The sequence below is a fragment of the Salipiger sp. HF18 genome (genome assembly GCF_011806505.1).
Lineage (GTDB): Bacteria > Pseudomonadota > Alphaproteobacteria > Rhodobacterales > Rhodobacteraceae > Salipiger > Salipiger thiooxidans.
Window position 1 is genome coordinate 1 of record NZ_JAATOS010000582.1, and the last position, 2,280, is coordinate 2,280.

General features: G+C 70.4%; 1 protein-coding gene. It reads left to right on the forward strand.

The window, feature by feature from the left end; all coding sequences use genetic code 11:
• Positions 1–448: 448 nt before the first annotated feature.
• Complete coding sequence (locus tag HC022_RS24425; RefSeq protein ID WP_167454123.1) at positions 449–2,083, forward strand: hypothetical protein; 1,635 nt, start codon at positions 449–451, stop codon at positions 2,081–2,083.
• Positions 2,084–2,280: the final 197 nt, after the last annotated feature.

The following is a 2,280-nucleotide window of genomic DNA, read 5'->3' on the forward strand; positions in this document are numbered from 1 at the left end:
GGATGCCTTCAACTCGGCAAGCCTCGCGCAGCGCCGCGAAAAGGACCGGGCCTTCGGCAAGATGGTGCGCGGCGTGGTCAAGGCGCGCTCGCGCGACCGGCGCTGACCGCGCCGTCTTCGGCCCGCCCTGGGCACCGCCTGCACGGCCCCATCCTTGCCGGCCCCATCCTCGCCGTCCCCTGTGTCCTGCGACATGCGAAGGGTCCGCGCCGGGCTGGTGCGCGGGCGCGGCGACCGGCTGGTGCTGCCGGGCCGGAGCGCGTGGCTGGTGCTTGCGAATGCGGGACTGTGGGCGTGATCGTCGGCGTCATTGGTCGAAACGGACGCAGCGCGGGGCCAAGGGTGGCGCAAACGCCCTCGCGGGGCGGTTTGCGCTCTGCGGGGCAGGGGCGGTTTGCTAGGGTGGTCCCGTCGGCACGAGAGAGACAGCAGCGATAGGGAGGCGACGATGGAGCGCTATGACCTTGGACGTTTCGGCCGGAGCGTCACGACCTTATCCGAGACGGCGCAGCTCTGGTTCGATCAGGGGCTCACCTGGCTCTACGGCTACAACCACGAGGCGGCGGCGCGCTGTTTCAGACAGGCGCTCGAGGCCGATCCCGACTGCGCCATGGCGCAATGGGGCATCGCCGCGGCCTCGGGACCGAACTACAACCTGCCGTGGGAGGCGATGGAGCCCGGGGACAAGGCGGCGGCGCTCGCCACTGCCCATGCGGCGCTCGAGGCGATCAGGCCAGACGCCGCCATGTCGCCGGTCGAGGCGCAGCTTGTCGATGCCCTGCGCAAGCGCTTCCCCACGGAGCCGGTCGAGGACATCGCGCCCTTCCTTGATGCCTATGCCGCCGCCATGCGCGCGCTGCGGGCGGCCCACCCCGAGGACTGCGATGTGGCCGCGCTCTGCGCCGAGGCGATGATGAGCCGCACGCCCTGGCAGCTCTGGGACCTCACCACCGGCAAGGCCGCCCGGGGCGCCGACACGGTCGAGGCCCGCGCGTTGCTCGAACAGGCCTTCGACACGCTGCCCGGGGCCTGGGATCATCCCGGGCTCCTGCATTTCTACATCCACCTCATGGAGATGTCGCCGCATCCCGAGCTGGCGCTGCGCCACGGCGACCGGCTCAGCACGCTGGCGCCCGATGCCGGGCACCTGCTGCACATGGCCACCCATATCGACGTGCTTTGCGGCGACTACCAGAACGTCGTCGCGCGCAATTCGCGGGCCATCGAGGCCGACCGGATCTGGGTCGCGCGCGAGGGGACCGGGGATTTCTACACCGTCTACCGGTGCCACAACTACCACTTCAAGATCTACGGGGCGATGTTCCTCGGCCAGCCCGCCCCCGCGCTCGAGGCCGCGGCGGAGCTGGTTGCCAACCTTCCGGAGGAGCCGGTGCTGCGGCAGTTCGCCGACTGGCTCGAGGCCTTCGTGCCGATGAACATGCACGTCTACATCCGCTTCGGCATGTGGGATGCGATCCTCGCCGAGCCGCTGCCCGAAGACGCGGAGCTCTACGCCATGACCACCGCGGTGATGCGCTACGCCCGCACCGTGGCGCTGGCCAACAAGGGGCGCAGCACCGAGGCCGGCGCCGAGGCCGCGGCGTTCGTTCAGGCCCGCGACGCGCTGCCCGAAAGCCGTATGCTCTTCAACAACACCGGGCGCGACATTCTCGGGGTGGCCGAGGCGATGATGCTGGGCGAGCTCGAGTACAAGCGCGGCAACAAGGAGGCGGGGCTCGCGCATCTCCGGCGCTCGGTCGCGCTCGACGACGCGCTGCCCTATGACGAGCCGTGGGGCTGGATGCAGCCGACGCGGCACGCGCTGGGCGCGCTGCTGCTCGACGCGGGGCAATACGGCGAGGCGGAGGCGGTCTACCGCGCCGACCTTGGGCTCGACGACACGCTGGCGCGCGCCTGCCAGCACCCGGGCAATGTCTGGAGCCTGCACGGGCTGCACGAATGCCTCGTGCGCCGCGGCGAAAAGGTCGAGTCGGTGCACATCGGGCGTCAGCTTGACAAGGCCCGCGCCAGGGTCGAGGTTCCGGTGCGCGCCTCCTGCTACTGCCGGCGCGGGGCGGCCTGACACCGGGATGCCGCCCGTGTGACCAAGTCACCGTTCCCCGGGCGTCCCCCATGCGAGACTGGCGTCAGATCCTGAGGAGACTCGCCATGCCACGCATTCCGACCCGCCCCGCAGACACCTGGTCCCCGCTCTATTTCCTCGCCTCCGTCGGGGCAGGGGGGCTTGCCGTCACCTTCTTCATGTACCTGATGTTCTGG

Excerpts from the sequence above, each read along its gene's own strand:
- HC022_RS24425 (WP_167454123.1), top strand. The coding sequence starts at position 449 with ATGGAGCGCTATGACCTTGGACGTTTCGGCCGGAGCGTCACGACCTTA.